The sequence below is a fragment of the Sodalis sp. C49 genome (assembly GCF_046352915.1).
Taxonomy (GTDB): domain Bacteria; phylum Pseudomonadota; class Gammaproteobacteria; order Enterobacterales; family Enterobacteriaceae; genus Acerihabitans.
In genome coordinates, this window is sequence record NZ_CP163303.1 from 339,327 (window position 1) to 365,975 (window position 26,649).

Annotated in this window: 24 protein-coding genes, 1 tRNA gene and 2 pseudogenes; 16 read left to right on the forward strand and 11 right to left on the reverse strand. The window is 58.4% G+C overall.

Features of this window, described 5'->3' with window-relative positions:
* Nucleotides 1-64 precede the first annotated feature (64 nt).
* Together ABUK12_RS01460 and ABUK12_RS01465 are read left to right on the forward strand one after the other, a co-directional pair.
* Nucleotides 65-1,319, forward strand: a pseudogene (locus ABUK12_RS01460) (IS3 family transposase).
* A gap of 2 nt (nucleotides 1,320-1,321) precedes the next feature.
* The gene (locus ABUK12_RS01465) at nucleotides 1,322-1,681 is read left to right on the forward strand and encodes a diacylglycerol kinase (protein WP_410014617.1); all 360 of its coding nucleotides are present in this window, start codon (nucleotides 1,322-1,324) and stop codon (nucleotides 1,679-1,681) included.
* Nucleotides 1,682-1,803: 122 nt separating this feature from the next.
* Here ABUK12_RS01465 and ABUK12_RS01470 read toward each other — a convergent pair whose 3' ends face one another.
* Together ABUK12_RS01470 and ABUK12_RS01475 are read right to left on the reverse strand one after the other, a co-directional pair.
* Nucleotides 1,804-2,556 carry a hypothetical protein gene (locus tag ABUK12_RS01470; protein ID WP_410014618.1) on the reverse strand — a complete coding sequence of 251 codons (753 nt, stop codon included), beginning with the start codon at nucleotides 2,554-2,556 and terminating at the stop codon, nucleotides 1,804-1,806.
* Nucleotides 2,557-2,598: 42 nt separating this feature from the next.
* Entirely contained in the window at nucleotides 2,599-3,312 is a 714-nt protein-coding gene (locus tag ABUK12_RS01475; protein ID WP_410014619.1) for a hypothetical protein, read from the reverse strand.
* 153 nt (nucleotides 3,313-3,465) lie between these two features.
* Between ABUK12_RS01475 and ABUK12_RS01480 the strand changes: the two genes are divergently transcribed.
* Nucleotides 3,466-4,191, forward strand: coding sequence for a thymidylate kinase (locus tag ABUK12_RS01480; protein ID WP_410014620.1), 726 nt, complete (start codon nucleotides 3,466-3,468; stop codon nucleotides 4,189-4,191).
* Between the two features lie 341 nt (nucleotides 4,192-4,532).
* Here ABUK12_RS01480 and ABUK12_RS01485 read toward each other — a convergent pair whose 3' ends face one another.
* Entirely contained in the window at nucleotides 4,533-5,273 is a 741-nt protein-coding gene (locus tag ABUK12_RS01485) for an SDR family oxidoreductase (RefSeq protein ID WP_410014621.1), read from the reverse strand.
* 32 nt (nucleotides 5,274-5,305) lie between these two features.
* Nucleotides 5,306-6,325: an NADP-dependent oxidoreductase gene (locus ABUK12_RS01490; protein WP_410014622.1), complete on the reverse strand. Its 1,020-nt coding sequence runs from the start codon at nucleotides 6,323-6,325 to the stop codon at nucleotides 5,306-5,308.
* Between the two features lie 172 nt (nucleotides 6,326-6,497).
* On the opposite strand from ABUK12_RS01490, the gene ABUK12_RS01495 reads away from it, so the two are divergent.
* On the forward strand, nucleotides 6,498-7,085 hold the full coding sequence (locus tag ABUK12_RS01495; RefSeq protein WP_410014623.1) for a TetR/AcrR family transcriptional regulator: 588 nt from the start codon (nucleotides 6,498-6,500) through the stop codon (nucleotides 7,083-7,085).
* Between the two features lie 100 nt (nucleotides 7,086-7,185).
* Here ABUK12_RS01495 and ABUK12_RS01500 read toward each other — a convergent pair.
* The 4 genes and pseudogenes from ABUK12_RS01500 to ABUK12_RS01515 all read right to left on the reverse strand — a co-directional run.
* Nucleotides 7,186-7,284, reverse strand: a pseudogene (locus ABUK12_RS01500) (DUF4102 domain-containing protein); the annotation flags it as partial.
* A 161-nt stretch (nucleotides 7,285-7,445) separates the two neighbouring features.
* Nucleotides 7,446-7,521 (reverse strand) — tRNA-Asn (locus ABUK12_RS01505).
* Between the two features lie 133 nt (nucleotides 7,522-7,654).
* Nucleotides 7,655-8,995, reverse strand: coding sequence for an anaerobic C4-dicarboxylate transporter (locus tag ABUK12_RS01510; RefSeq protein ID WP_410014624.1), 1,341 nt, complete (start codon nucleotides 8,993-8,995; stop codon nucleotides 7,655-7,657).
* 266 nt (nucleotides 8,996-9,261) lie between these two features.
* Nucleotides 9,262-10,980: an ABC transporter ATP-binding protein gene (locus ABUK12_RS01515; RefSeq protein ID WP_410014625.1), complete on the reverse strand. Its 1,719-nt coding sequence runs from the start codon at nucleotides 10,978-10,980 to the stop codon at nucleotides 9,262-9,264.
* A 203-nt stretch (nucleotides 10,981-11,183) separates the two neighbouring features.
* On the opposite strand from ABUK12_RS01515, the gene ABUK12_RS01520 reads away from it, so the two are divergent.
* From ABUK12_RS01520 to ABUK12_RS01560, 9 genes are all read left to right on the forward strand, one after another.
* Nucleotides 11,184-11,672, forward strand: a complete 489-nt coding sequence (locus ABUK12_RS01520; RefSeq protein WP_410014626.1) for a MarR family winged helix-turn-helix transcriptional regulator — start codon at nucleotides 11,184-11,186, stop codon at nucleotides 11,670-11,672.
* Nucleotides 11,669-12,805: an HlyD family secretion protein gene (locus tag ABUK12_RS01525; RefSeq protein ID WP_410014627.1), complete on the forward strand. Its 1,137-nt coding sequence runs from the start codon at nucleotides 11,669-11,671 to the stop codon at nucleotides 12,803-12,805. The genes ABUK12_RS01520 and ABUK12_RS01525 overlap by 4 nt, the downstream gene beginning before the upstream one ends.
* Nucleotides 12,792-14,408, forward strand: a complete 1,617-nt coding sequence (locus ABUK12_RS01530; protein WP_410014628.1) for a DHA2 family efflux MFS transporter permease subunit — start codon at nucleotides 12,792-12,794, stop codon at nucleotides 14,406-14,408. The genes ABUK12_RS01525 and ABUK12_RS01530 overlap by 14 nt, the downstream gene beginning before the upstream one ends.
* A gap of 138 nt (nucleotides 14,409-14,546) precedes the next feature.
* The gene (locus ABUK12_RS01535; protein ID WP_410014629.1) at nucleotides 14,547-15,179 is read left to right on the forward strand and encodes a TetR/AcrR family transcriptional regulator; all 633 of its coding nucleotides are present in this window, start codon (nucleotides 14,547-14,549) and stop codon (nucleotides 15,177-15,179) included.
* A gap of 46 nt (nucleotides 15,180-15,225) precedes the next feature.
* On the forward strand, nucleotides 15,226-16,209 hold the full coding sequence (locus tag ABUK12_RS01540; protein WP_410014630.1) for an MDR family oxidoreductase: 984 nt from the start codon (nucleotides 15,226-15,228) through the stop codon (nucleotides 16,207-16,209).
* Between the two features lie 294 nt (nucleotides 16,210-16,503).
* The gene (locus tag ABUK12_RS01545) at nucleotides 16,504-17,637 is read left to right on the forward strand and encodes a glutathione-independent formaldehyde dehydrogenase (RefSeq protein WP_410014631.1); all 1,134 of its coding nucleotides are present in this window, start codon (nucleotides 16,504-16,506) and stop codon (nucleotides 17,635-17,637) included.
* A 348-nt stretch (nucleotides 17,638-17,985) separates the two neighbouring features.
* The gene (locus ABUK12_RS01550; protein WP_410014632.1) at nucleotides 17,986-18,609 is read left to right on the forward strand and encodes a hypothetical protein; all 624 of its coding nucleotides are present in this window, start codon (nucleotides 17,986-17,988) and stop codon (nucleotides 18,607-18,609) included.
* Nucleotides 18,610-18,679: 70 nt separating this feature from the next.
* Nucleotides 18,680-19,327: a cytochrome b/b6 domain-containing protein gene (locus tag ABUK12_RS01555; protein WP_410014633.1), complete on the forward strand. Its 648-nt coding sequence runs from the start codon at nucleotides 18,680-18,682 to the stop codon at nucleotides 19,325-19,327.
* Nucleotides 19,320-20,081, forward strand: coding sequence for a molybdopterin-dependent oxidoreductase (locus ABUK12_RS01560; RefSeq protein WP_410014634.1), 762 nt, complete (start codon nucleotides 19,320-19,322; stop codon nucleotides 20,079-20,081). Before ABUK12_RS01555 ends, ABUK12_RS01560 begins: the two co-directional genes overlap by 8 nt.
* Before the next feature lie 11 nt (nucleotides 20,082-20,092).
* On the opposite strand, the gene ABUK12_RS01565 is transcribed toward ABUK12_RS01560, so the two are convergent.
* The 3 genes from ABUK12_RS01565 to ABUK12_RS01575 form a co-directional block, all read right to left on the reverse strand.
* Nucleotides 20,093-21,664 (reverse strand): diguanylate cyclase, encoded by a 1,572-nt coding sequence (locus ABUK12_RS01565; RefSeq protein WP_410014635.1) that lies wholly within the window; start codon nucleotides 21,662-21,664, stop codon nucleotides 20,093-20,095.
* 216 nt (nucleotides 21,665-21,880) lie between these two features.
* Nucleotides 21,881-22,348: a FidL-like protein gene (locus ABUK12_RS01570; protein ID WP_410014636.1), complete on the reverse strand. Its 468-nt coding sequence runs from the start codon at nucleotides 22,346-22,348 to the stop codon at nucleotides 21,881-21,883.
* Complete coding sequence (locus tag ABUK12_RS01575; RefSeq protein WP_410014637.1) at nucleotides 22,348-23,145, reverse strand: transcriptional regulator; 798 nt, start codon at nucleotides 23,143-23,145, stop codon at nucleotides 22,348-22,350. Before ABUK12_RS01575 ends, ABUK12_RS01570 begins: the two co-directional genes overlap by 1 nt.
* A gap of 421 nt (nucleotides 23,146-23,566) precedes the next feature.
* On the opposite strand from ABUK12_RS01575, the gene ABUK12_RS01580 reads away from it, so the two are divergent.
* The 3 genes from ABUK12_RS01580 to ABUK12_RS01590 all read left to right on the forward strand — a co-directional run bounded on the left by ABUK12_RS01580 (nucleotide 23,567) and on the right by ABUK12_RS01590 (nucleotide 26,645).
* Nucleotides 23,567-24,094, forward strand: a complete 528-nt coding sequence (locus ABUK12_RS01580) for a winged helix-turn-helix transcriptional regulator (protein ID WP_410014638.1) — start codon at nucleotides 23,567-23,569, stop codon at nucleotides 24,092-24,094.
* A complete protein-coding gene (gene fabF / locus ABUK12_RS01585; protein WP_410014639.1) occupies nucleotides 24,091-25,362 on the forward strand; it encodes a beta-ketoacyl-ACP synthase II in 1,272 nt (423 codons plus the stop codon). Before ABUK12_RS01580 ends, fabF begins: the two co-directional genes overlap by 4 nt.
* Nucleotides 25,363-25,625: 263 nt before the next feature.
* Nucleotides 25,626-26,645 (forward strand): ABC transporter substrate-binding protein, encoded by a 1,020-nt coding sequence (locus tag ABUK12_RS01590; RefSeq protein WP_410016794.1) that lies wholly within the window; start codon nucleotides 25,626-25,628, stop codon nucleotides 26,643-26,645.
* Nucleotides 26,646-26,649: the final 4 nt, after the last annotated feature.

A 26,649-nucleotide genomic window follows, 5' to 3' on the forward strand; every position in this document is an offset into this window, starting at 1 on the left:
CTTTGACCCGCCTAAAATAAGAGGTAGGCTTGGAACTATGTTCAAGACTGGTCAAAGCGAAATCATGGGTACTGTTCTTACTGAGCCAGAGCGACGCCGTCGTCGCACTCCGCAGGAGAAGATCGCCATCGTTCAGGAGACCTTCCAGCCAGGAAGCTCCGTTTCTCTTGTCGCTCGTCGTCATAATGTGAATGCTAATCAAGTCTTTAAATGGCGTAAGCAATACCAGGATGGCAGCCTGACGGCAGTCTCTGCCGGCGAAGAAGTTGTGCCGGCTTCTGAGTTAAACAGTGCCATGAAACAGATCCGTGAACTCCAGCGTCTCCTGGGTAAGAAAACCATGGAAAATGAGATCCTTAAGGAGGCGGTAGAATACGGCAAAGCAAAAAAATGGATTGCGCACGGACCCTTATTGCCCGGGGACGACGAGTAAAACCAGTGAGTGAAGCTCTGGGTGTGTCGCGTGCGCAGCTCTCGCTTTATCGTTATCGGCAGGCGGACTGGCAGGACGGTCGCATGCAGCGGCATCAGGATGACGCCGAATTACTGGAACACATCCGTGCCGAAGTTGCCGACCTTCCGAGTTATGGCTATCGACGCATCTGGGCTAATCTGCGCCGCCGTTCGGAGCAGGAAGGTCTGCCGAGGGTGAACGCAAAACGGGTATGGCGCGTGATGCGTGACAACGGCTTGTTGTTAGAGTCGAAACCCCGTCCCACACCGGATACCCGTCGTCACACAGGCCGGGTGGCGGTGGCCGAAAGCAATCGGCGCTGGAGTTCGGATGGCTTCGAGTTCCGCTGCGATAACGGCGAAAAGCTGCGGGTCACCTTCGCCATCGACTGTGGCGACAGGGAAGCCTTGGACTGGGCGGCCAGCACCGGCGGTTATGACAGCGATACGGTACAGGACGTTATGCTACGCTCAGTTGAACGCCGGTTCGGGCAAAACCTGCCGACAGCGCCCCTCGAATGGCTGACGGATAACGGTTCGGCCTATCGTGCCGATGAAACCCGGAGCTTCGCTAAAATGCTGGGCCTGGAGCCCCGAACGACCGCGATCAGAAGTCCACAAAGTAATGGTGTAGCAGAAAGCTTCGTTAAGACGATGAAGCGTGATTATATCGGTATGATGCCAAAACCGGACAGCCAGACGGCAGTGTTAAACCTGTCGTTAGCGTTCGAACATTACAACGAATATCACCCGCACAGCGCTTTAGGATATCGCTCACCAAGAGAATATCGGCGCAGGGGGAAACCATCAACCTAAGCGGGAATAGGTGCATGGATATATGGGGTCAAAACCATAAGAGAAAATAGTTATGCCATTTGAAAAAAAGAAAGGAATCAAACGATTAACCAGCAGTATCAATAACTCGTTGGCCGGGCTGGTTGATGCTGTGCTTACAGAAGATGCTTTTCGCCAATTGTCTGTCATTAGTTCAATATTAGTAATCATTGCATTTTTTTTGGACGTGACAAAAATAGAGCGTTTATTCTTAATTTCCAGTTGTTTTCTTTTACTGGTGGTTGAGTTACTTAACACGGCTATTGAAACGGCGATAGACCGTGTTTCTTTAGATAGGCATCCCTTATCAAAGCGGGCTAAAGATTTGGGTGGAGCGGCGCAGTTAGTCGCTGTAGTGCTGACGATAATAATTTGGCTGATTATCCTGCTATAAGGATTATGGCCAGTATGATGCGCGCCGCCGCGCATCATTTTTTTGCGAGAACCTTGGGCAAATCATCGCCGCCACAGTAGATGGATGCGGGTTAGGCATTGTCTTCGAGATTCAACTGCTTTTCAGACGATCCCATCCCTGCGCCGCGAGGCTAAAGCAACTGAGGATATGGCATCAAGCGCTTTTTCCAGCACTTCACCATAAGGTGCTTTAGCATCCAGATCGAGGATTCGGGCGCCATTATAATGAAGCTTCACCATGACCGCGATTTTATCCCGCAACTCCTCATAACTATGATCAGGTTTGCGGGAGAAAGCAGTCTCGACATCAATATCAAGGCGAATGATCAATTCGGGGCGGTATAACGCCATCTGCTGATATAACCGCCGCTCGTTTGTCGCCAGACGCGTCATCAGCCAGCCGGTAACGCGCTCTACGCCAATGCCAGGCCCATCATAATGAAAACCCGACATTTCCGCCTGCGGATAGCGATCGCTGATAACCAGCACGCCGCTTTGCGCCAAACGCCGTACCTTGCGAAAATTCGCCGCGCGCAACAATGAAAACCCGTAGATGATCAACGCCGCCCACAGCGCCGGAGACTTGCTGCTCATGCTCTGCGTCTTTTCGGACTTGGCAGCCAGGCGCCGCTCGAGCCACACGCCGATGAAAGGCAGGCGTTTGATTTTATTGCCGGACTCACCTGACAGAACCCCTAAATAACGACGCTCGGTCACCCAATGCGTACGCAGATTTTTTACCAGGTCGGCGGTAAGGGTCGACTTTCCCGTGCCATCGCAGCCCACTACCGCAACCAGTCCGGGGACATAGGAGGGCGATGGGTTGTTTTTTGTGTTTAAGCTATCTGTTTGCATTTATTTCTGTATTCAACGGTAATCACAAGCCTGAACTTGTCACTACGAAAGAGTGGCTCGAATCGCGCGTAACGACTCTTCGAGAATCTTTGCCGCCGGCTGCCGGCCATCCAGGTCAAGGATGGTCGCGCCATTAAAAGTAAGACTTGGTATGACCCTAATTTTCTCACGTAAAGCGGAGAGCCGGTGATCGGGTTTGCGTGAGTGCGCCGTTTGTTCGTCAATATCAAGCCGAATCAATAACAGGGGCGGATAAGAGGCCATCCATTGGTACAGCTTTTGCTCACGTTTTCGCAGCGCGCGCACCCAAAAGTTACCACCCACCGTTTTTGCCAACTGCGGACCATCAACGCGAAACCCGGCCACTTCGGCCTGGGGATAGCGATCGGTTATCAGCAAACGCCCCTGCCGGCACTTCGCCAGCATGCGCCGGAACTTATAGGTACGCCAACAGGAAAGCAGGTAGATAACCAGCGTAGTGGCATTGCCTGGAGGCGTAGAGGGACGCGCGTGCACCCGTTCGGACTTGGCCAGCAAATAACGGCCAAAGGTGGCGCCAATAATGGGCAGGCTGCCGATCCATTCCCCTATGCGCCCCGACGACTGCCCGAGATAAAGCAATTCCGGCGAGCTTTGCTCCGACAGATGGCTTACCAGGCTGGCGGCCAAAGTCGATTTCCCCGAACCATCGCACCCCGTGATTGCTATCACTCGCACCGGAGGATGATGAGTAGTGGGTCTAATTTGTTGACTCACATCAAAAAATCCAATTTTTTAAAAAATATATTGTATGCTATTCCATCTTGGGTTCAAGATATTTGTTCCACCCGGCCGGGAGCCCGGTCAGTTGTGACGTTCCCCTTTTAAAATGGTATATTCGTGGGGATAACTTAAGAAGAGAATATGGTTATGCATGCACAACTTCCACCGCTCATAGCAGTAATAGGCAGCGATGGTTCTGGTAAGTCCACGGTCTGCGAACATCTCATTACCCATGTAAAAAAATACGGACCCGCGGTAAGAGTTCACTTAGGTAAACAAGCGGGAAACGTAGAGCGTGTCGTGGTGAAGCTGCCCTTCATGGGTAACTCGCTTGACAAGGCCATTAAGCGTAATAAAGTCAATATCACCAAGTCTCTTCCTGGCCCGGTTGCCGCCCTGGTGATTATGTCTTTCGTGCTGCGCCGGTTATTGCGCTTTCGCCGCATGCTGGCTTTTCGCCGGCGGGGGCTAATGGTGCTGACCGACCGTTTTCCTCAAGTGCAAATCCCGGGCGGTTATGATGGCACCATACTTCCCGCCAACGCGCCGGGCAGTCGATTTGTGGCGTGGCTGGCCGGGCGTGAACGCACGGCGTTTCGATGGATGGCCAACCATAAGCCGGACTTGGTGATAAAACTCAATGTTGATCTTGATATTGCCTGCGCGCGCAAGCCCGATCATCGTCAAGAATCCCTCGCCAAAAAAATCGCCATCACTCCGCTACTGACTTATGAAGGCGCACAAATTGTTGATATCGATGCTAATAAGCCTATCAATGAAGTGTTTAGCTACGCTGAAGAGGCCGTATCAAAGTTCATGACGGCCCATGGATATAGCCAAGTTGAAGAAGGCAAGTACGGCGCCCACCCATAATCATTAACAACGGTTGCTCTGCTCCAACAAGGATTATCGCCGTGCCGAAGAACCTACTACTACCGCCAAAAATTTCCTTCCGTTGTCGCGATGTAGCGTTTTAGATATAGGGGCAAGCTTGCTGTAATCAGCTAAAGCTATGGTTGAGTGGGGTGAATGGTCGTCCCCACCGTACAATCTATGTGACGTGATGGATACACCGCCCTCCTGCAAGTATCTTTCAGTACATTCCAGCCAGCTTGGGAGTTATGGCAGGCGGTTCCCTAATGATCAGCGCAATCATCCACCCAGGGCCAATGGGTGAAAGTGAAGCGAACGCCTGCTTATGTTTCGTACGGTGCTCAAGCGTTAAATCCGCCATCGACGGTCAACACCGAGCCAGTAACATAGTTCGCTGCGGAACTGGCCAAAAATGCCACTGCATGGCCGATGTCGGCGGGAATACCGTAGCGACCGAGCGCAATGAATGGCAGGTTGAGTCCGGCCAGATCGCCGTTGGCAGGATTGAGGTCGGTGTCGATTGGCCCCGGTTGCACCAGGTTGACCGTAATTCCCAGCGGACCGACTTCCCGGGCCAGGCCCTGCGTGAACGCCAGCAGTGCGGACTTGGTGAGGGCGTACACCGTCAGCCCGCCAAACGGCACGCGCTGCGAGACGTTCGAGCCGATGGTGACGATTCGCCCACCTTGCTTCAGGTAGGGAAGCGCAGCCTGCGCAGCCAGTACGGCTGCGCGCACGTTCACATTCAGCATGGCATCGATGTCGGCGAGGCCAAGGTTCACGAACGCACTGACGCGCGCTATGCCGGCGTTGTTCACCAAAATATCTAGCCCCCCGAGCATGGCTGCGGCCTCGTCGACCGAGCGCTTCACCGCGGCGGCGTCGGCGCTGTCGGCCTGGATGGCAAATGCGCGCCGACCTTTCTGCTCGATTGCCTTGACCACCGCAGCCGCGCGCTCGGTCGAGCGTTCGTAGGTAATCACCACGTCAGCGCCTTGGTCGGCCAGTGCCAGCGCGATGCCTGCGCCGATGCCCCGTGCCGCGCCCGTGACGAGCGCCAGTTTTCCAGTCAGTTTAGTCATTGTTTGTTCCTTGAATAGGTTGGTTGGGCGGCTTATGCCCGAACGATCAGCTTCTTGCCACTATGGGTGCCGTCGAATAGTTTGAGCAGCGTTGCGGGAAGCTGGTCGAAACCGTCGACGAACTCTTCGCGGTATGTGATTTTTCCGCCCACCACGAGGGGTGTCATCTCGGCCAGGAACTCCGGGAAGGTGTCCATGACGTAGGGCGTGGCAAACGCCTTGATGTCGATGAACCGGTAGTGGATAAGCGTAATCAAGCGCGGCAGGTAATTCGTTCCTTGCGGCAGGTCGGTGTCGCTGTAGTCTGCGATCGTGCCGCAGATAACCATTTTCGCGTGCGGGTTGAAGTGCTCCATCAACACGGGGAAGTTCGGGCCACCGACGTTTTCAAAAAACGAGTCGATGCCATCGGGCAGGGCGCGCGCCACTTGTTCTTTGAAGTCGGCAGCCTTGTAATCTATGGCCGCGTCGATGCCCAGTTCATTCTTTAGGAATGCAATTTTGTCAGCGCCGCCCGCTACTCCAATGATGCGATGCCCACGCAGCATCATCAGTTGCGCCGCCGTCGAGCCGACCGCCCCGGCCGCCCCGGTGACGACAAAGGTGCCGCCCGGCTTGAATGTGCTCACTTTGGTGGTGCCGTACCAGGCGGTAAATCCCGTCAGGCCGAGGGGGCCGAGCGCAGTCGACAGCGGCGCGGCAGCGGCATTGAGTTTGCGCAGGTCCGCGCCGTCCGACACGGCATACTGCTGCCAGCCAGACCAAGATTGGATATGGTCACCGACCGCGAATGCCGGGTTGTTGCTTTCCTCGACGATGCCGACCGTTGGCCCGCCCATCGGGTCGCCAATTGCGATACTCGGCCACTCGGACGAGCCATTACCCATAAGGTTGCGCTGGTAGGGGTCGATAGAAAAGAGGGTATTGCGGAACAGGACTTCGCCATCCTTCAGCGCGGGCACCGGTGTTTCCACGAATGTGAAGTCGCTCAGTTTCGCCATGCCTATCGGTCGGGCTGCTAGGATAATTTGACGGTTCAGGGTAGTTTTCATTATTGCTTTCTCTTAAGGCTACGAAACGGCTGCACCGAGAGCTGGCACAATTAAATAACGATCAGTATCGTAATGAACGTTACTTTATCGGCCGGCCGGTGTCAACCAGTTGACCCAGCCCGTCAATTAATTTAATATCGATCGTTATGAAAAAAGGGGTCGAGGAGAAAATATGGGCCGTCACCGCGAGTTTGATGTCGACAAGGCGCTCGACGCCGTGCTTGACGTCTTCTGGCTTAAAGGCTACGAAGGTGCGTCATACACCGACCTGACGCAGGCGACCGGCGTCGAACGCCCCGGCTTGTATTCGGCGTTCGGCAACAAGGAGGCCATGTTCCGCCTGGCGCTCGAGCGTTACTACGCGCGATATCTGTCTTATTTCCCAGAGGCGCTGGAGCAGCCCACATCACGCGCGGTCATCGAACGCATCCTGTTTGGAGCGGCTGAGCTGCATACGCGGTTTGCTGACCGCAGGGGGTGCATGGGCGTGCTCGGCGCTATGGTCGGGCCGGATAGCATCGCACCCATTCAAAAGACGCTGGTCGATGCACGGTCGGTGGGCAAGGCGGCACTTGTCCGACGTCTGGAGCGCGCCAGGGAGCAGGGAGACTTACCGGGGGACGCAAACTGTACCGCGCTGGCCGCATTTGTCATGACGATACTCTCGGGGATGGCAGTCCAGGCCAGGAGCGGCTACGATCGTGCGACTCTTGAGGCGGTAGCAGAACAAGCGCTCTCCACATGGCCAGGCGGCGCCTGACGAGATGCTTCGCACGGTGCCGACTTCGCCGCCGACGAAGCTGTGGGATCATCGTTTTCATACTGCCGGTGGCTGTCAACTTCGTTGACAGCCACCGGCAGCCTGGATTAACTAAAAGGTACAGACCGTGAGAATCGGAAACTTTCAAGGGTTTTGCGGATGGTTTTAAGTGGCGGATTTTTGAGTCGTTAAGAGACATTTGGGGGTCACTCCGTCATCGAACCAACTTGACCCCAAATCTGACCACCAAATTCTCCCGATGCGGAGGGAAAAACAAAAATGCATCGGGAAGGTTTTTCACGCTAACTTTTTGAATCTAGTTCAGATAAGGATTCGCGGAGCGGCATGAAAATAAAAATTTGGCTCCTCTGACTGGACTCGAACCAGTGACATACGGATTAACAGTCCGCCGTTCTACCGACTGAACTACAGAGGAATCGCTGGGTTCGCATAATAGCGATGGTGGTGGGCGATGTCAAAGGGGGAAGGGACGTAAAGGGTCTGTTTGCTCAGAGATTGCGCATCCGCCCGCATCCCGCCGCAATGCGGCGGGATTTTCTAGCGGATTATTATAAAAAGCCGTAGGCGGCGGCCAGGATCCAGCCGATAACGCTGGAAACACCCACGCCAATCAGGCCCACCAGGATAAAGCTGTGGTTGATGACATACTTGCCGATATGGGTGGTGCCGGAACGGTCAAACTGGATAGCCGCCAGGTCGCTGGGATAGGTCGGCAGGATATAATAGCCGTAGCAGGCGGGCGCCGAGGCGACGATATAGGCCGGGTCGACGCCGATGGCCAGGGCCAGGGGCACAATCGCCGCCAGCGCCGCGGCCTGGGAGTTGACGAACTTCGAGACCACCAGCAGCGCCAGCGCGTAGGCCCAGGGATGGACCTTGATAATGGCGCCGAGGCTGGCTTCGATTTCGGCCAGGTGCGCGCCGAAGATGGTTTCCGCCATCCAGGCGATGCCGTAGACCGCCACGATGGCGATCATGCCGGAGCGGAAGACTTCGTTTTTCGAGATGGCTGCCGGGTTGGTTTTGGTGGCGATGATAATCAGGGCGCCGGAAAACAGCATGCACATCTGGATAACCAATACCATCGACAGCCGTTTGCCGCCGAACACCGGCAGCAGCTGCGGCATCGCGCCCAGCAGCGCGACGACGGCGATGGTGGCGAGGAAAATCCACATCGCCACCCAGTTGCTGCGCGGCAGCTTCTGGTTGAGCAGGGTGGCGGTATCGCCGTAGACATAGTGGCGGTTTTCGGGGTCGGCGATAAATTTCTGGAACACCTCGTCCTTATCCAGGTCCTTGCCGCGAAACCAACTGAAAATGCCGATGGCCAGGATGCCGCACAGGGTGGAGGGAACGGTGATGGCCAGCAGGTCGAGGAAGTCGAGGTGGCGGCCGTTAAAAGACACATTGCCGAGCATGGCCACCAGGGAGACCACCGCGACCGACACGGGGCTGGCGATAATGCCCATCTGGGCGCCGACGGAGCTGGCGGCCATGGGGCGTTCGGGGCGGATATTATTTTTAATCGCCACGTCGTAGATGATGGGCAAAATGGTGTAGACCACATGGCCGGTGCCGCAGAGGATGGTCAGGCAGCAGGTGACGAAGGGGGCGACGATGGAGACGTATTTGGGGTTGCGCCGCAGGAGTCGCTCGGCGATTTGCAGCATGACGTCCAGGCCGCCGGAGGCTTGCAGGGTGGCGGAGGCGGCGACCACGGCGATAATCACCAGCATGACGTCGACCGGGGGTTTACCGGGTTCGAGATGGAAGACGAAGACCAGGATAACCAGCCCGATACCGCCCAGGAGGCCGAGGGCGATACCGCCCTTTCTGGCGCCGTATAACAGACAGGCCAGAATAACGGCCAGTTGAATAAAGAAGTCCATACATTCCTCAAAGAAAGTTAACGTTTTTTGTTAACCGCTAATATCGGCCTGTTGACCACACAATTCGTTGCGTCAAATCTAAGATAGGGGTGTTATTACGAGAAAATTGATTAATAGGCGAGATGAGTCACAAGATATAATACCCTGAGTTATAATTGCATTGCCTTGTAATTAATGGATGATTATTGTTTTTGGTCAAAAAGAATAGCCGTTGAGGTTATTTCATTAACATAACCTCAACGCTATTCGGTTAATTCGCGCGGCAATCAGGCCGCGCCGAATTGGGCCTGATGCAGGCGGGCATAAGTGCCGTGCCGCAACAGCAGTTCCTTGTGGCTGCCCTGTTCAATAATGCCCTGCGTATCCACCACCACGATGCGATCGGCATGCTGGATAGTGGCCAGGCGATGGGCTATCACCAGCGTGGTACGTCCCCGTGACAGGTCGGACAGCGAGTGCTGGATGGCCTGCTCGGTGGCGGTATCCAGCGCCGAGGTGGCTTCGTCGAGGATCAGGATTGGCGGGTTCTTCAGGAAAATACGCGCAATGGACAGACGCTGCTTCTGGCCGCCGGACAACTTTACCCCGCGCTCGCCCACCAGGGTATCCAGTCCTTCCGGCAGGGCGGCGATCAGCTCGTCAAGGCGCGCCCGCCGCGCCGCCTGCCAGATTTCCTCATCAGTGGCGTCCAGTTTGCCATAGGCGATATTTTCGCGGATCGATCCGCCGAACAGGAATACGTCCTGTTGCACAATGCCGATATTGCCGCGCAGCGAAGCCTGGGTCATATCGCGGATATCGATGCCGTCCACGCTGATGCTTCCGGCATCCACGTCATAAAAGCGCGGCAGCAAAGAGCACAGCGTGGTTTTACCCGCGCCGGACGGGCCGACAAAGGCCACGGTTTCGCCGGCGCGGATGGTCAGGTTCAGATGGCTGAAGATCGGTTTATCGGCCCGGTAGCCGAAGCTGACGTCGCGATAGACGATATCGCCGCGCAGGCTGTCCACCGCCAGGGCGGCGGGGCGGTCGGTGATATCGGCCACGGTATCCATCAGCCCGGTAAAACGCTTAAAGCCGGCAATGCCCTTGGGATAGCTCTCCAGCACCGCCGAAATCTTGGCAACCGGGCGGAAAAAGACTTCCACCAGCAGCAGGAAACCGACAAAACCGCCGTAGCTTAGCTCGCCCTTGATAACATACCAGGTGCCGGCAACCATCACGATCAGCTGGACCAGGCGGGTGCTGAGATAACTTAGGGTCAGGCTGGCGGTCATGATGCGGTAGGCGCGCAGCTTGGTGGCGCGGTAGCTGTCGTTATCACGGGCAAACAGGGCTTCTTCCTGGCGTTCGTTGGCAAAGGCCTTGACCACGCGGATGCCGCCGATGCTCTCCTCGATGCGGGCGTTGAAATTGCCCACCTGGCGGAACAGCTTGCGCCAGGTGTCCGTCATCTGCGCGCCCTGGCTGCTGACCAGCCAGGTCATGGCGGGGACGATGATAACGGTCAGCATCGCCAGCGGCACATGGACGGTGGCCATCAGGATAAACGCGCCGATAAACGTCATCAGGGCGATAAACAGATCTTCCGGGCCGTGATGGGCGATTTCGCCGACCTCCTCCAGATCCTTGGTGACGTGGGTGATGATGTGGCCGGTCTTGGTATTGTCGTAATAACGGAACGAGAGCTTCTGCAGATGATTAAACGCCTCGCGGCGCATATCGGTTTCTATGCCCACGCCCAGGGCGTGGCCCCAATAGTTAACCACCGCCATCAGCCCGGTATTGAGCAAATAAATCAGCAGCAGGCCGGCGGCGGAGACGCATACCAGCACCCAGTCCTGGGCGGGCAGTAATTTGTCGATAAAGAGTTTTACCGCCATGGGAAAACCCAGCTCAAGCAGGCCGGCGAGAATGGCACAGCCGAAATCGAGCGCAAACAAGCGCTTATAAGGAAGGTAGTAGCTAAAAAAACGGCGGAGCATCAATGCGTCCTCTGACAAAATCGCAATGCGGGATCACTTTTACGATAATTATGAATATGTTGACCAAATGATAATGCCTCGTAATCGCCAGTAAGGTCAATGGGGCAGGGGGAATGGCGTGTCGCGCCGGTAAAGTCTTGACAATATATAGGTACAGGGAGTTATTATTTATATATCAACTAATGTGTTGGAATCTATTCCCTATGTCATCAACTCCTACCTCGTCTTTAACCGATTCAACGCTGCCCGCTCCGTCGCCCAAGCGCCATTTCGCCAACCTGATTGCCCAGACCGCGCGGCAATGGCGGCGGGTTATCGATCGCAAGCTCCAGCCCTATGGCCTGACGGAAGCCACCTGGGTGCCGCTGTTATACCTGGCGCGCGCGGACAAGCCGATGCTGCAAAAAGACCTGGCCGAAGCCATTTATCTGGATGCGTCCTCGGTGGTGCGCCTGTTGGATAACCTGCAAAACCAGGGGTTTATCGAGCGGCGCGAAGGCAGCGATCGCCGCGCCAAAGAGATCCATCTGACCGAATCCGGCATGCAGCGGGTCCAGCAGGTGGAGGGGATGGCCCAGCAGGTGCGCGATCGGGCGCTGGCCGGCGTGGACGATAACGATATCGAACAAATGAACCGTTTGCTGGAACAGGTGCTGGTCAGTTTGGCCGTCGTCGACAGGGAACCCGTATGAATAGTGGTGTACACGAGAGGCGATTTCTGTCCCTCACCCGGTTTAAACGTCTTAACAATCGGCAGAAAACCTGGGTTATCGCCGGGCTGGTGGTGGTGATAGCGCTGGCTATCTGGTTTATCACCTGGCTTGACTGGCGTTTTGCCCATGTGGCCGAGAATGATGCCCATATTAGCGGCGAGGTGGTGACCCTGGCCAGCCGGGTGGACGGCTGGCTGGTGGCGCGTCCGGTGATGGATGGCGATCATGTTAAAAAAGGCCAGGTCCTGGCGCAGATCGACGACCGCGACGCCCGGCTGCGGCTGGCGGCGGTGCAAGGCGACCTGGCATCCGCCAATGCGCAAATCCGCTATACCGAGGCGCAGCGCCAGACCGCCGATTTAACCACCCAGGCCACCCTTGAGCAGGCGCAGGCGCAGCTGACCGTGGCGGAGTCGACGCTGTCCGACGCCGGGCATCAGCTGGCGCTGGCGCAAGCCAATTTCCAGCGTGACGATAGTTTGGTGAAAAGCGGACTGACGCCGCGCAAGACCTGGGATGAAAGCCATACCGCCCTGCTGCAGCGTCAGGATCAGCAGCGGGAGGCCGAGGCGCAGCTGCTGTCGCAGCGGGCGGCGCTGGCCAATGCCCGGGCGCAGCGCGGGCAGCTGCAGGTGCTGGACCGGCAGATCGATATGCAGCGCCAGCAGCTGGTGGCGCTGACGGCGCAGGCGCAGCAGATTACCCAGGAAATCGCCGATCGCACCCTGCGCTCGCCGGTGGACGGGGTGGTGGATCGTACGCTGGGCGATGTGGGGGATTATGTGCAGGCAGGACAGTGGGTGATGATGGTCCACGATCCGCACAACGTCTGGGTGGAGGCGAACATTAAGGAAACGGCGCTGAATAAGGTGGCGGTGGGCCAGCCGGTGGATATTGGCATCGACGCCTATCCCGATCTGGTTTCCCATGGGCACGTGATCCGGGTCGGCAATACCGCCACCAATCAATTCGCCCTGCTGCCCAGTCCCAATCCGTCCGGCAACTTTACCAAAATCACCCAGCGGGTGCCGGTGCGTATTGCCTTTGACCAGGCCGACGCGCGGCTGAAACCCGGCCTGATGGTTGAGGTGGCCATCAATGTCGCCCATTGAGACCCAGGCGCAGCGTTTTGGTCCCGCGTATCGCTGGCTGGCCACCGGCACGGTGATGCTGGGCACCATCGCCACCACCGCCACCGCCACCATCGTTAACGTGGCCATGCGCGATATCATGGGGGCGTTTGGCCTGGGGCAGGATCAGGTGCAATGGCTCTCCACCGCTTTTTTAGCCTCAATGACCGCCACCATGCTGATGACCGCCTGGGTATTGGAGCGGTTCGGCTACCGGCGGGCGTTTGTCGGCGCGCTGGCGGTGTTTATCGCCGGCAGCCTGCTGGGCTTTGCCAGCGCCAGCGGCGCCGAAGTGATTTTGGCCCGGGTGCTGCAGGGTTGCGCGTCGGGCATTATCCAGCCGATGGCGATGGTGGTGCTCTCGCAGGTATTTCCTCCCGCGCAGCGCGGCAAGGCCATGGGCATCTATGGGGTGGGCGTGGTGCTGGCCCCGGCGCTGGGGCCGACGGTCGGCGGCCTGATGGTCGATCAGTACGACTGGCGTTTTGTCTTTCTGGTGGTGGTGCCATTCTGCGTTGCCGGCATGGCGGCGGCGATGGTTATCCTGCCGGGGCTGGATAAGCAGGCCGCCGCGCCGCGCCGCAGGTTCGACGGCCTCGGGTTTTTGCTGTTGGTCTGCGCGCTGATCACGCTGCTCACCGGTTTGTCCAACGGCCAGCGCGAGGGATGGGATTCTTTTTTTATTATCGGCATGTTTGCCGCCGCCCTGATAACCGCCGCCGCGTTTATCCTGTGGGAACTGGTGGCGCCGCAGCCGTTGCTTAGCCTGCGGGTATTCAATAACCTGCGTTTTTCCGCCGGGTGCGTGGTGGCCTTCGCGCTGGGGGCCGGCATTTACGGTTCCACCTATATCATCCCGCTGTTTGTCCAAACCGTGCAGGGATATACGCCCACCCGCTCCGGATTATTGCTGATGCCCTCCGGGCTGGTGCTGGGGCTGATATTTCCCATTGCCGGACAACTGAGCGATCGCCTGCCGCCGCATCTGCCGGTGATGGCCGGGCTGGCGATTTTCGGCCTGTCCTGCTGGCTGTCCGGCGGCGTCGATGTCGATACCCCTTTCTGGACCATGGCCCTGTGGGTCGTGCTGGGTCGTATCGGGTTGGGCGTTATGCTGCCGGCGCTGAACGCCGGGGCGCTGCGGGCGCTGCCGGCGGATAAGCTGGCCCAGGGATCCGGCAGCCTTAATTTTGTCCGCCAGCTGGGCGGCGCCTTTGGCGTTAACCTGCTGTCGGTGATTATCGACCGGCGTACCATTTTTCACGGCGACGCCCTGGCGCAGGCGCTGACGGCCGCCAACGCCACGGCGGCGGAATCCATCTCCCGCCTGGCGCTGCTCTATTCCCACTGGGGCAATCCGTTCGGCAGCCGCTTACCGCAAGGCGTGAATCCCGGCTCAATGGCCTACCTGGAAACCATGCTGGTGCCGAAGGCGCAGCTGTTCGCCTATCAGGACGGGTTTTATATCGTGGCGGTGTTTTTCTTCCTGGCGATTATCCCGGCGTGGTTTATGCGCGGCCGGAACCGGCCGGCGACGCAATTGCAGGCGGAGCCGGCGCCTGCCGCGGTCGCCGCGCATGACTGATTCCTCCGGGTAACGCTGCCCGCGACGTTCGCCAGGCCGGTTGGCCTGGCGTTTGCCGGATCATGATCCGGCGCAATAAACCGCGCGGCGGAACAGGTTACACTCGATTTTTATAGACGATCGGTCTATATTATTACCATGAATGAAAAAACTGTTGCCGCACGGCGCGGGCGTCCGCCGAAAATCGCCCGGGACCAGCCGGATACCCGTGAAAATCTGATTCGCTGCGGTACCGCTATCCTGACCGAGCAGGGGTTCAGCGCCTCGGGTATCGACGGCATCCTGAAGCAGGTGGGCGTGCCGAAAGGCTCGTTTTACTACTACTTCGAGAGCAAGGAAGCGTTCGGGCAGGCGATTATCGACTACTACGGCCGCTATTTTCTGCGCAAGCTGGACCATTGGCTGCTGGACGAAACCCTGCCGCCGCTGGAGCGCCTGCGGGCGCTGGTGTCCGACCTCAGCCTGGGCATGGCGAAATACGATTTCAGACGCGGTTGCCTGGTGGGCAATCTCGGGCAGGAAATCAACGTGCTGCCGGCAAGCTACCGCCGCCAGCTCAGCGACATTTTGCAGCAATGGCAACAGCGGGTCGCCTGCTGCCTGCGGCTGGCGCGCGCCGCCGGGCAATTACCGCCGGACGCGGACTGCGAAGGCCTGGCGGAATTTTTCTGGATCGGCTGGGAAGGGGCGGTAATGCGCGCCCGGCTGGCCGGCGGCCCCCAACCTTTACAGCGGTTCGCCGACGGGTTTTTCGCCGGTCTGCCGCGCTGAACCCTTGCCGGGCTCACGATATTTAAAGACCATTTGAGGAATCAGCATGTTTAACGCAATCTTGGTTGAGAAAGACGAACAAGGCTATCGCGCCCGCCATACCCGCCTGGACGAGGCGCAGCTGCCCGCGGGCGATGTGCAGATAGATGTTGCGTATTCCACGCTCAACTATAAAGACGGGCTGGCCATTACCGGTAAAGGCCCGGTGGTACGCACGTTCCCCCTGGTGCCGGGCATTGATCTGGCCGGTATCGTCACGCATAGCGATCATAGCGCTTTTAAAGCGGGCGACGCGGTGCTGCTTAACGGCTGGGGCGTGGGGGAAAAACACTGGGGCGGGCTGGCGCAAAAAGCGCGGCTGAACGGCGACTGGCTGATCCCGCTGCCCGCGGGGCTGACCGCCCGGCAGGCCATGGCGATAGGCACCGCCGGTTATACCGCCATGCTGGCGTTGCTGGCGCTGGAGAAAAACGGCGTGACGCCGGCGGGGGGAAAGGTACTGGTTACCGGCGCCAACGGCGGCGTCGGCAGCTTTGCCATCGCGTTCCTCTCCCGCCTGGGCTATGAGGTAACGGCGTCCACCGGGCGTCAGGAGGAGGCGGAACATCTGCGGCAACTGGGCGCAGCCGAGGTTATCGACCGGGCGCAGCTTTCCGCGCCGGGGCGTCCGCTGGGCAAGGAACAATGGGCCGCCGCCATCGACAGCGTCGGCAGCCATACGCTGGCCAATGTCTGCGCCGGTTTACGCTACCAGGGTACCGTGGCCGCCTGCGGCCTGGCCCAGGGCATGGATTTGCCGGCAAGCGTGGCGCCGTTTATCCTGCGCGGCGTGACCCTGGCCGGGGTGGATAGCGTGATGCGCCCGGTGGCCGATCGCCTGATCGCCTGGCAGCGAATCGCCGCCCTGGTGGACGACGGCCTGTTAAACAGCATCAGCCGGGAAATTGGCCTGGGCGAGGTCATCGCCACCGCGGGCGCGCTGCTGGACGGCAAAGTCCGCGGCCGGATTGTCGTCGACGTTAACCGTTAACCGCCAGGCATCATGCCCCGCCGCCGAGCGGGGCATGATGTTGTACCCGCAGGGTCGCCTTGCGCCGGTCATTGTTCATCAATACTGATTAATTAGCCTTTATTCAGCGCCTTATGCCACAGGACATCTCACTCTAACGCACGTCCCGCCTCGATTGTTATCCTTATCCGCCGCGATATTTTGTGTAAAAAAACTCATCATTAATAGCGCCCCGGCGGCTTTTGGTCTATCCGTTAAGCATGCGGATAAAAACCATTTTGCCCCCAATCACAGTGACATGTTCCGGAGGAAATCATGAAAGCAGTCGTTTATAACGGTCCACGCGATGTGGCGGTGAAGGATATGCCGGACGCGAAAATCATCAAGCCAACCGACGTACTGGTGCGCATCACCACCACCAATATCTGCGGTTCGGATTTGCATATGTATGAAGGCCGCACCAGCTTTGAAACGGGCCGTATTTTCGGACATGAAAACCTGGGCCGGGTTATTGAAATCGGGGCGGGGGTGGAGCGCATCAAGGTCGGGGATTATGTTTGCCTGCCGTTTAACATCGGCTGCGGGTTTTGTGAAAACTGCGAACGCGGGCTGACTGGGTTCTGCCTGACCGCCAACCCCGGTTCGGCGGGGGCCGCCTACGGCTTTGCCGAAATGGGACCTTATGAGGGCGGTCAGGCGGAGTTGCTGCGCGTGCCCTTCGGCGATTTCAACTGTCTGGTGCTGCCGCGCGACGCGCAGGAGAAAGAGGACGATTACGTGATGCTGTCCGATATTTTCCCCACCGGCTGGCATGCCACGGAACTGGCGGGATTGCGTCCGGGCGATAGCGTCGCCATCTACGGCGCCGGCCCGGTGGGGCTGATGGCCGCCCATTCGGCCATCATCAAGGGCGCGTCGCAGGTGTTTGTGGTGGATACCCACCCAAGCCGTCTGGCCTTGGCCGAGAAACTCGGCGCCACGGCCATTAACGGCGTCGGCGACGCGGCGGTGGAGAAAATTTTAAACCTGACCGACGGGCGCGGCACCGACTGCGGCTGCGAATGCGTCGGCTACCAGTGTTGCGATAAACACGGCCATGAGGATATCTCCGTTACCATGAACAGCCTGGTGGCCTCCACCAAAGCCACCGGCGGCATCGGCGTGGTGGGGGTATTTGTTCCGCAGGATCCGGGTGCGCGCCAGGAGCTGGCCAAAGAGGGTAAAATGCCGTTCGATTTCGGCAGCTTTTGGTTTAAAGGCCAGCAAATCCGCACCGGCCAGGCCAACGTCAAGGCCTATAACCGTCAGCTGGCGCGCCTGATTCACCAGGGCAAGGCGAAACCGTCACAAATTATTTCCCATCGCCTGCAATTGGCGCAGGCGCCGGAGGCATACCAGCATTTTGACGATCGCGACGAGGGCTGGACCAAAGTCATCCTCAAACCCTGAATGATACGGCGTTGGCCCACAGGGAGGTGAGCCATACCACGACACCCGGGAGCGCTTTAGCACAACGCCGCAGGCGTTGGCCCGCGGGATGGCCCACAGGATGTGAGCCATGCATCGCGCCCTGGTCACGCGCTTTTAATCGTCTTGCCGCCATGCCCTGCCGCCGCTTTATTCTGTCTGCGCCAGGCCTTGATGCCGTTCATGCTGAAATATCTTTCAACATCTTCCCGCCGCGAAAGCGTTTTTTGCCCAAGCCAAATGTCAAAAACGCGCGTAATGTTATAAAGTCGTATAAAAAATGTTATATCCGGCGCGCCACAGGCCGCAAAACTGGAACAGGAGACGTTCATGGCTCGTTATACCCTTTTATCCGGCATGCTGCTGGGCATGCTTACGCTGTGCGCCCCCGCCGTCATGGCGGCGGACGCCCCCGCCAGACCGATGGCGGTGCGGGGCACGGTGACGCAGTTCAGCGGCGACCAGCTGCAGTTTACCGATCGCAAGGGCGCGGCGGTCACCGCCACCCTGAATGACAAAACCACCATTTCCGCGGTGGCGCAGGGTAAAATCAGCGATATTAAACCGAATAGCTTTATCGGCACCGCCGCGGCGCCGCAGCCGGACGGCACCTTAAAAGCCCTTGAAGTCCATGTGTTCGACCCGTCGCTGCGCGGTTCCGGCGAAGGGTTCCGGCCCTGGCAGGGATCCGACGGCCAGGTCGGCACCATGACCAACGGCACCGTGGGCACGCTGGTAAATGCCAACGGACGCACCATGACGGTGAAGTACCAGAACGGCGAAAAAAAGGTTGTGGTGCCGGATGATGTGCCTGTTGTGACACTGTCACCCGGTGATCGCTCGCTGTTGAAACCCGGCGCGCATATTATCCTGTTCCCGGCGCTGGGCAGCGCGGATCATGTCGTGGCGGCGCGTATTGTGGCCGGTGTTAACGGCACCGTGCCTCCCATGTAATATCCGATGCGTGTTTCAGGCCGGGCGGCGTGGCCGCCCGGCCTGTTAACCGGCCGATCCTGGAGCGCCAGTGAACCCATCTTCTTCCCCGTCGTTAACCAAAATACGCCGGCACCGCGCCCCGGTGCGCATCATGCACTGGCTGAATGTGCCGATACTGTGCGCCATGCTGATGAGCGGCTGGGGCATTTACAATGCCTCGCCGATTTTTCCCGCCTTTACCTTTCCCAGCGTCCTCACCCTGGGCGGGTGGCTGGGCGGCGCCATCGCCTGGCATTTGGCGGTGATGTGGGCGCTGGCGGCAAACGGCCTGCTGTATATTCTGTGGGGTATCGGCAGCGGGCATTTTCGCCGCGACTTCCTGCCGCTGACGCCGCGCACGCTGGCGCGCGACGTTAAGCTGGCGCTGACCTTGCGCCTGGCGCACCGGCTTGGGCGTTATAACGCCATTCAGAAGGCCTTTTACTGGTTTGCCCTGGCATGCGGGCTGCTGCTGGTCCTTTCCGGGCTGTCCATGTGGAAGCCGGTACAGCTTTACCGGCTGGCGGCGCTGTTTGGCGGCTTCGACCGGGCGCGGTATGTGCATTTTTTCGCCATGAGCGGCATAGTGTTATTCGCCGTGGTTCATGTCGCGATGGTGATCGCCGTGCCGTCCACCTTTTGGCCCATGATCACCGGCGTTATACGCCGTTCACCCCGGGATGCGCAGGATGAATAACAGATCAAACAGCGGATTAAAGCTCGAACCGGCGCAGCAGAAGGCGCTTTATCGTTTGCAGCGGCGTCTGTTGCTGCGCTCCGGCCTGACCCTGGGCGCGCTGACCCTGCTTACCGGCTGTAACCTGCAGGACGGCGACGAGGTGGATAAGGTGCTTTGGGCCATGTCGCGCTGGAACGACCGGGTCCAGGGCTGGCTGTTCAGCGGGCAGCGCCTGGCGCAAACCTATCGCGCGGATCAGGTTGCCAACCCGTTCCCCTTCAATGCTTTTTATCCCGAATATAATGTGCCGGAAATCGATCTCTCCACTTATCGGCTGGAGGTGTCGGGGCGGGTGGCCGATAAGCGGCCCTGGACGCTGGATACACTGCGGGCGCTGCCGCGGCAAAGCCAGATTACCCGGCTTATCTGCATTGAGGGATGGAGCGCCATCGGCCAGTGGAGCGGGGTGCCGCTGCGTACCTTTCTTGAACGGGTCGGGGCGGACCTGCGCGCCGGCTTCGTCGGCTTCCGCTGCGCCGATCGCTATTATTCCAGTATCGACATGGCCACCGCCCTGCATCCGCAAACCACCCTGGCGCTGGATTTTGCCGGCAAGGCACTCCCGGACGCCTATGGATTCCCGCTCAGGCTCAGGGTACCGACCAAGCTGGGCTTTAAAAACGCCAAGCATATCGTTTCCCTGTCGGTGGGCAACACCAACCCCGGCGGTTATTGGGAAGATCAGGGGTATAACTGGTTCAGCGGCATCTGACGCCTGGATCATCAGGCCTGGCAAATCTGGTTGCGTCCCTGGCGTTTTGCCTGGTACAGGGCCGAATCCGCCTTGACCACCAGCCGGCTGGGCGTGTCCTGCCCAGCCTCCGGCAGGCCGACAAAAACGCCCAGGCTGGACGTCAGGATACCGGCCGGGCTGCCCTGGTGGGGAATATTCAACGCCACGATCCCTTGCTGGATGCGCCGCGCCACCGCCAGGGTGCCGTCCCGGTCAGTGGCGGGCAGCAGGACGATAAATTCTTCCCCGCCGTAGCGCGCCACCACGTCGCGGTGACGCAGCGGCAGGTTTTTCAGGGTGTGCCCGATACGCTTGAGGCAATTATCACCGGCCACATGGCCGTACAGATCGTTAAATTGTTTAAAATAATCCACGTCCAGCAGAATGATGCCCAATACCTGCTGCGTGCGCAGCGCGCGCTGGAATTCATTGTCCAGCGACAGATCAAAATGCCGCCGGTTGTAAAGCCCGGTCAGTCCGTCCGAACGCGCCAGCCGCTCCAGCGACCGGTTTAACTTGCGCAGCTCCTGCTGGGCGTGGATGAGCTGTTGCTCGGCGCGCATCCGCGCGCGCGCCTGACGCATCAGCACCAGGCAGACCACGGTAATCATCGCGATAAAAATAAGCGTCATCACCACATGGTTGAACGCGTCCTGGCGCCAGTCCGCCATGGTCTGATCCAGCGACAGGCCGGTAGTGACGATCACCGGGAACTGCTTGAGATGCGTATAGCTATAGAGTTTTTGCGCCGGATCGGCTCCCAGGGCGCTGTTGACGATACCCGAGCTGTGCTGCCGGATATTATCCCGGTATAGCGGCGAACCGGCGATGGTGGTGCCGATGACTTTTTCATTATACGGGTGACGGTAAAGCACGGTACCGTTGTCGAGCAGCATCATTAACGTTGAATCATCGCTTATCATAAACCGGGTATAAAAGCTGCGAAAATGATCGATCATAATGCTTTCCAGCAGTACGCCGGCAAAACTGCCGTCGGGATGGTTGAGCCGGCGTGAAATGGGCACGATCAGCGCATTGGTCATGCGGCTGCGGATAACCTTGCCGATGCGCGGGGTCAGTTCGGGATGGTCGCGGTGATAGATAAAATAATCCCGGTCGGCGTAGCCGTTGACGGCGGGCAACCGCTCAGCCGCCGTGACGATCATCTGGCCCGTGGCGTCAAACAGCGACAGCGCGCTGATTTGCTTTAACCCGGCGGTTTTTTGCTGGAAAAGCTGATGCAGCCTGGGCAACTGCGCCGCGCCGCTGCCCAGGGCGGCGATCTGTTGCGCCAGTTCATCAAGCGTGGCTTCGGCCTGGGCGAAGGTATCGCTGGCATGCTGCGACAGCGCCTGGGTCAGGTTCATGGTGGCGGTCTGGGATTTGGCCAGCGCCGACTGGTAGGTTTGCCAGAGATGCCAGACGTTAATGGCTATCAGGGCGACGATCAGCAGCGCGGCGGATGCGCCCAATTCAAACAGCAGGGTAAAGCGGGGGCGTTCAGGCGATGGCGCCGTCTGTTTATCTGGCCGGGGAAAACCGAAATATCTGCTTTTTCTCATAAGGTTATATCAATGGCATACCTGGACTCTCGGTAACGGGACGGGACAACCGGCCGCCGCGGCAATGGCGCGCTACGCGGCCGGATTGCATTAGAAGTATTTATCTTCCGGGCCGGTTAGTCAAAGATAGGGCGGCGTTAATTCGCCGCCGCCGCGGCGCGGGCGAATTGTGGCGCCGCAGGCGGCAATCCAGGCCGGGTAAATTGATAATGATGCTTAATCACTCGCACAGATAAAAAATGGCGAATACAGCAGGCTGACCAGGATGGCGTTTTTATCGATACGCCTAAAGCTGGGCAACAGGGATGCGCCTACCGGCAGGAGCACCGGGCTGGCGATACCGTCGGGGGCGTTATCCAGCGTGGAGACAATTTCGCGGGTAATGGTTATTTCATATAAACCCTGCTGGTTTTGCTGCCGGTAACTAAAAAAGCGGCTCCGGTGCAGGTTATAGAGGCGATCGTCATGGGCCAGGGTGCCGTTAAGGGCATAAAAACCCTGGCTCGGACTGGTAAAAAACATTTTGGCTTCCACCGTGTAGGTTAACGATCCGGCGGGAATGGCTGAACGATAAACCATCAGGGCGGAACACTGGTAGCCGGAAATACCGCCGCGGTAATGACTGCGGTAAAACAGCGTAAGCGATAACAGGAGCAACGCCAGGATAAGCCAGATTCTTTTCATCAGACGTCCCAGTTATAAAAGTAGAAATTGAGGCAACCGGTGAGTTTACCGCCGGCCTCCTGTTCACATTTCGCCAGGAAAGTACGGCGGTTGATGCCGTCCTTTATCGTGGCGGCGGTACGGGAGAACAGCACCTTGTCATGGGCGTCGCAGCGTGCAATATTTCCCGCCATGGCCCGCTGGATATGCGCGGCCAGATCCGGGCGCTCGCGGTCGTTTATCGGACGCAAGGTATAAATATTGCATGAATCAATATTCTTAAAGAAATAGAGAGGCTGCCTGTCGTCTTGCCTGAAATAGACATAGGTAGTCGACGCGGTGATAATAATCGACAGTGCTAAAAATAAATTTATCATAAGTTCTTTAGTGAAATGATCTGTCTTCGGGGCGGCGGTCTCCATACCGCCGCCGTTATCATTGGCAATGGGTGTGTCCAATGCGGGATCCGGCGATTGATCATATACGGCGATAGCCAAACGATCGTTTAGCTTAAGTCCGCGTTTAGGCAGGGTGACGATGGCCGAGGCCTCCAGCCCAAGCGCGATCAGCGCTTTCCTGATCAGGCTGACCTGTTGATTTAAATTACCGTTGGAGGGGGATAAGCCATGTTTTTCCCAGACGTTGGCAAATAAATCTTCCCGGCTGACGGTATCGCCGTTGCCATGGGAAATAATAAGCGCTTCTAATACGCGCCCGGCTGTATTGGAGAGATTGACCGCCGTTTCATCATCCGCTAATAAGGATAAACGATATTCCAGCGTATTAAATACAATGCGATCGTTGATCAGATACTTCATTGCCTTCTCCATGCCGATGGACAGTGCGCCAATACTTATAGCCGCTATCAATATATGCACTGAAATAAAATAAATAAAAGCGCAGCCAGTAATAGGCCGGGTCGATAAAAAAAACTTATATATTTCCTGCGGCAAATTAATTTAATCATGGTGGCTATCTGTGCGGAATTATAGCTATTGCGATAAAAGGAAAGGTTAATACCGCTGGAAAACAACACAAACAGGGTTAATCGCCAAAAATGGCGTAAACATGCGCATAAAAAGCTGCCGGCGGCGCGACGCGGCGGCGCAAACCAATGACCCGCACTGATCGGACTTGTTCAGCGTACACTTGTACGCTAGAGTGACTTCCCCGAAGGCTACAATTATGGTAGTCACCTGCGCAAAACGGGCCGGCTTGGGGCACCAGGAGCGTTCAGCCATGCAAAAAACCAATATCGGCGCGATGGATTGCCCCATCGCGCAATCGCTTGAGCTGGTGGGGGAATGGTGGAGCATGTTGATTTTACGCGACGCCTTCCAGGGACTCAGCAAGTTTGATGAATTTCAGCGCAGCCTGGGTCTGTCGCCGACCATGCTTACCCGCCGGCTGAAAACCCTGGTGCGCAACGGCATTTTATACAAACAGGCCTACAGCACGCGTCCGGCGCGGTTTGAATATTTACTGACCGAACGGGGCGAGGCGTTTTTTCCGGTACTGCTGACCCTGCTGCAATGGGGCAACCAGGCCCTGGCGCAGGAGGATATCGCCATCGTGCCTGTTAACCGCCGGCATGCCGGGAAAGTCGCGCCGGTGCTCGTCGACCGGGATACCGGCGAGACGCTCACCCATCTAAACGTCACAATTGCCGCCGGGCCGCGTGCTGGTGAAAGCATAAAGCGTCGGCTGGAAACAAGACAGGAAAAGCAAAACCATCATGATGCATATCCGCACAAGGAATTTTTATGAGTAACCGTCGAATCGTTATTACCGGTATGGGCGCGGTATCGCCTTTAGGCTGCGGTACAGAAACCGTATGGCGGCGCCTGCTGGCGGGCCAGTCCGGCATCCGCCCCTTGCCGGAGGCGATGGTTGCACAACTGCCGGTGAAAATCGGCGGCCAGGTTCCCGACCCGGAACAAGACCCGGAAGGCGGCCTGTATCCGGACCGTTTTGTGCCGCCGAAAGACCAGAAGAAAATGGACCGGTTTATCCTGTTCGCCATGGCGGCTGCCGATGAAGCGCTGCGCCAGGCGGGCTGGACGGCAAGCACGGATGAGCAGAAAGAACGCACCGCGACCATTATCGCCACCGGCATCGGCGGTTTCCCGGCCATCGCCAACGCGGTGCGCACCTCGGATAATCGCGGTCCGGGCCGGCTGTCGCCCTTTACGGTGCCGTCGTTTCTCGCCAACCTGGCCGCCGGCCATGTTTCCATTAAACACCAGTTCAAAGGGCCGATCGGCGCGCCGGTTACCGCCTGCGCGGCGGGTGTGCAGGCTATTGGCGACGCGGTGCGCCTGATCCGCAACGACGAGGCGGATATTGCCTTGTGCGGCGGCGCCGAGGCCGCCATCGATACCGTCAGCCTGGGAGGGTTTGCCGCCGCCAGGGCCATTTCCACGCATTTCAACGCCGCTCCCGCCACCGCCTCGCGTCCGTTCGATCGCGACCGCGATGGTTTTGTCATGGGGGAAGGCGCCGGACTGCTGGTGGTTGAAGAACTCGAGCACGCGCTGGCGCGCGGGGCCACGCCGCTGGCGGAAATCATCGGCTACGGCACCAGCGCCGATGCCTACCATATGACGTCGGGTGCGGAAGACGGCGACGGCGCCTACCGGGCGATGAAGATCGCCCTGCGCCAGGGCGGTATCACCCCCGCGCAGGTACGGCATCTGAATGCTCATGCCACCTCGACGCCGGTGGGGGATCTGGGCGAGATCAACGCGGTAAAACATCTGTTCGGCGACCACAGCGAACTGGCCATTACCTCCACCAAATCGGCCACCGGGCATCTGCTGGGCGCCGCAGGCGGCCTGGAAGCCATCTTTACCGTGCTGGCGCTGCGCGACCAAATCGTGCCCGCCACCCTTAACCTGGACAATCCCGATCCGGCGGCGGCGGGTTTGCATCTGGTGCGCGGCGAGCCGGAACCGGTGGCCATGACCTATGCGCTGTCCAATGGTTTTGGTTTTGGCGGCGTGAACGCCAGCATCCTGCTAAAACGCTGGGAATGATTGCGTCGCTTTCCCGTCCGTCAGGGCGGGAAAGCGTTGTTTCCCGCCATCAGGGGCGCCGCGTTGACGCGCTTGATATCGTCTCCGATGGCACGCCGGGAGCATAAGTTTCCGGCGTGGCGCCGCTCTTAGGTCCTTGTGCAACCGGGGCACTCGTTATATATTTCATTACACACCGAATTCCTCCTCCCATAGCGATTATTATGTCTCACTTTGCAGCACGTTTACGCGTTTTCCTCACGTTTGTCCTCCTTTCCCTGGCGATGACGGCCAGCGCCGGCGCTGCCGCGGCGCGGACCCTCACCGATCAGCTGGGGCGCAGCGTTACGCTACCCGACCGCGTGGACCGGGTGGTGGTATTGCAACATCAAACCCTGAACCTGCTGGTGCAACTGGACGCGGCGGACGACGTGGTCGGCGTGCTGTCGAGCTGGAAAAAGCAGCTTGGACCGGATTTTGCCCGCTTCGCTCCGCGCCTGGCGACCCTGCCGATGCCCGGCGATCTTAACCAGGTGAATATCGAAAGCCTGCTGGCGCTGCATCCCCAGGTGGTGTTTGTCGCCAATTACGCGCCGCCGGAAATGATCAGGCAAATAGAATCCGCCGGGATCCCGGTGATCGCGGTGTCGTTACGCCAGGATCAGCCGGGGGAACAGGGCAAGCTCAATCCCGCCATGACGGATGAGGAAGAGGCATACAACCAGGGCTTGCGCCAGGGTATCCGGCTGATAGCCGAGGTGGTAAACCGCCGGGATCAGGGCGAGGCGCTGATTAACTATACCTTCAGCGCGCGGGCGCGTACCGACGACCGGCTCAAGGACATTCCCGCCGATAAGCGTATCCGCGTTTATATGGCCAACCCGGAGTTAACCACTTACGGCGCGGGCAAGTATACCGGCCTGATGATGCGCCACGCCGGCGCGCTGAACGTGGCCGCCGCCAGCATCAGCGGCTTTAAGCAGGTGTCGATGGAACAGGTGCTGGCCTGGGATCCGCAGGTGATTTTTGTCCAGGACCGCTATCCTGAGGTGGTGCAACAGATTAACGGCGATCCGGCCTGGCAATCCGTCGACGCGGTTAAACATCACCGGGTCTATCTGATGCCGGAATATGCCAAGGCCTGGGGATATCCGATGCCGGAGGCGCTGGCCGTCGGCGAGCTCTGGATGGCGAAAAAGCTCTATCCGCAGCGTTTTGCCGATGTGGATATCGATAAGCAGGCCGATGCCTATTATCGCCATTTTTACCGCATGGCGTGGCGGCCGCGTCCCGATGCCGGCTAGGGCG

Excerpts from the sequence above, each read along its gene's own strand:
- ABUK12_RS01590 (WP_410016794.1), top strand. The coding sequence starts at position 25,626 with ATGACGGCCAGCGCCGGCGCTGCCGCGGCGCGGACCCTCACCGATCAG.
- ABUK12_RS01495 (WP_410014623.1), top strand. The coding sequence starts at position 6,498 with ATGGGCCGTCACCGCGAGTTTGATGTCGACAAGGCGCTCGACGCCGTG.
- ABUK12_RS01580 (WP_410014638.1), top strand. The coding sequence starts at position 23,567 with ATGCAAAAAACCAATATCGGCGCGATGGATTGCCCCATCGCGCAATCG.
- ABUK12_RS01470 (WP_410014618.1), bottom strand. The coding sequence starts at position 2,556 with ATGCAAACAGATAGCTTAAACACAAAAAACAACCCATCGCCCTCCTAT.
- ABUK12_RS01575 (WP_410014637.1), bottom strand. The coding sequence starts at position 23,145 with ATGAAGTATCTGATCAACGATCGCATTGTATTTAATACGCTGGAATAT.
- ABUK12_RS01535 (WP_410014629.1), top strand. The coding sequence starts at position 14,547 with ATGAATGAAAAAACTGTTGCCGCACGGCGCGGGCGTCCGCCGAAAATC.
- ABUK12_RS01565 (WP_410014635.1), bottom strand. The coding sequence starts at position 21,664 with ATGAGAAAAAGCAGATATTTCGGTTTTCCCCGGCCAGATAAACAGACG.
- ABUK12_RS01520 (WP_410014626.1), top strand. The coding sequence starts at position 11,184 with ATGTCATCAACTCCTACCTCGTCTTTAACCGATTCAACGCTGCCCGCT.
- ABUK12_RS01515 (WP_410014625.1), bottom strand. The coding sequence starts at position 10,980 with ATGCTCCGCCGTTTTTTTAGCTACTACCTTCCTTATAAGCGCTTGTTT.
- ABUK12_RS01545 (WP_410014631.1), top strand. The coding sequence starts at position 16,504 with ATGAAAGCAGTCGTTTATAACGGTCCACGCGATGTGGCGGTGAAGGAT.
- ABUK12_RS01550 (WP_410014632.1), top strand. The coding sequence starts at position 17,986 with ATGGCTCGTTATACCCTTTTATCCGGCATGCTGCTGGGCATGCTTACG.
- ABUK12_RS01525 (WP_410014627.1), top strand. The coding sequence starts at position 11,669 with ATGAATAGTGGTGTACACGAGAGGCGATTTCTGTCCCTCACCCGGTTT.
- ABUK12_RS01560 (WP_410014634.1), top strand. The coding sequence starts at position 19,320 with ATGAATAACAGATCAAACAGCGGATTAAAGCTCGAACCGGCGCAGCAG.
- ABUK12_RS01530 (WP_410014628.1), top strand. The coding sequence starts at position 12,792 with ATGTCGCCCATTGAGACCCAGGCGCAGCGTTTTGGTCCCGCGTATCGC.
- ABUK12_RS01465 (WP_410014617.1), top strand. The coding sequence starts at position 1,322 with ATGCCATTTGAAAAAAAGAAAGGAATCAAACGATTAACCAGCAGTATC.
- ABUK12_RS01485 (WP_410014621.1), bottom strand. The coding sequence starts at position 5,273 with ATGACTAAACTGACTGGAAAACTGGCGCTCGTCACGGGCGCGGCACGG.
- fabF (WP_410014639.1), top strand. The coding sequence starts at position 24,091 with ATGAGTAACCGTCGAATCGTTATTACCGGTATGGGCGCGGTATCGCCT.
- ABUK12_RS01570 (WP_410014636.1), bottom strand. The coding sequence starts at position 22,348 with ATGAAAAGAATCTGGCTTATCCTGGCGTTGCTCCTGTTATCGCTTACG.
- ABUK12_RS01480 (WP_410014620.1), top strand. The coding sequence starts at position 3,466 with ATGCATGCACAACTTCCACCGCTCATAGCAGTAATAGGCAGCGATGGT.
- ABUK12_RS01540 (WP_410014630.1), top strand. The coding sequence starts at position 15,226 with ATGTTTAACGCAATCTTGGTTGAGAAAGACGAACAAGGCTATCGCGCC.
- ABUK12_RS01510 (WP_410014624.1), bottom strand. The coding sequence starts at position 8,995 with ATGGACTTCTTTATTCAACTGGCCGTTATTCTGGCCTGTCTGTTATAC.
- ABUK12_RS01490 (WP_410014622.1), bottom strand. The coding sequence starts at position 6,325 with ATGAAAACTACCCTGAACCGTCAAATTATCCTAGCAGCCCGACCGATA.